This is a genomic window from Streptomyces pratensis, from assembly GCF_037137275.1.
Lineage (GTDB): Bacteria > Actinomycetota > Actinomycetes > Streptomycetales > Streptomycetaceae > Streptomyces > Streptomyces pratensis_B.
On the sequence record NZ_JBBBEN010000100.1, the window covers coordinates 191,662 to 192,766 of the forward strand.

At 79.9% G+C, this 1,105-nt stretch carries 1 protein-coding gene; it reads left to right on the forward strand.

Translation table 11 applies throughout. The features are described from left to right. Window positions 1-51 precede the first annotated feature (51 nt). Window positions 52-1,089, forward strand: a complete 1,038-nt coding sequence (locus V9U70_RS26345; protein ID WP_336679192.1) for a LacI family DNA-binding transcriptional regulator — start codon at window positions 52-54, stop codon at window positions 1,087-1,089. The last annotated feature ends 16 nt before the right edge of the window (window positions 1,090-1,105 follow it).

The window sequence follows — 1,105 nt, forward strand, 5'->3', positions numbered from 1 at the left end:
TTCCGGCAACCCTCCGCCCCGACCGTCCGTGACCGTCTAGACTTCGTCCCCGTGACCTCCCGGACCGTGACCCTGCTCGACGTCGCCCGCGCCGCCGGGGTCTCCAAGAGCACCGCGTCCGACGCCCTCCAGGGCTCCGGGCGCGTCGCGGCGGCCACCCGCGACCGGGTCCGCACGGTGGCGGCAGGGCTGGGCTACCGCCCCAACGGCGCGGCCCGACGCCTGCGCCGGGCCAGCACCGGGGCCCTCGGACTGCTCCTGCCGCAGACGGCGACCCGGCTGGACTACTACATGAACCTGGCCTTCGGGGCCGTCGCACGTGCCCAGGAGGAAGGCCTCGACGTCGTCCTGCTGGCACCCGCCGGCGGGGCGGCCGGGCCGCTCGCCCCCCGCGTCGACGGGCTCCTGGCGATCGACCCCGAGGCCGGCGACAGCGTCGTCCCGCGGCTGCTGGACGCGGGCGTCCCCGTGGTGACCGGCGAGCGCTACCTCGGTCCGGCAGCCGGCCCCAGCGGTGCCGTCGTCTGCGACAACGCCGCCTCGCTGACCGCACTGCTCGACCACGTCACCGAGCGCGGCTCCCGCCGCCCCGGCGTGCTGGCCCCCGCGGGCACGTCCGCCTGGGCGACCGCCCTGCGCGCCACCGCCGTCTCCTGGGGCCGGGCCCGCGGAGTCGAGGTGGCCCTGCGCACCGTGCCGTTCGCGGCGACGCCGGGCGAGGCCGAGGCGGCCACCCGGGCGCTGCTGGCCGACGACCCCGCCGTCGACGCCGTGATCTGCGCCCCCGACGGCTCCGCCCCCGGGGTCCTGCGCGCCGCGGCCGCTCTCGGCCGCACCGTCGGCGGCGGCGGCCTGCTCGTCGCGTCCTGCGTCGACGGTCCGGCCGCCCGCGGAGCCGAGCCGCCCGTCACCGCGGTCGACCTGCGGCCCGCCGCGTACGGGCGCGCCTGCGCCGAGCTGCTCTGCGACATCCTCGCGGGCCGCGCGGCCCCCGACACCGTGCGCCGCCACGCCTGGGCGCTGGAGACCCGCGCCTCCACCGCCCCCGGCCCGGACCGGGCGCCCGGCCTCAGCGCCCCGCCGATCTGAGCACCACCCCCGTCCG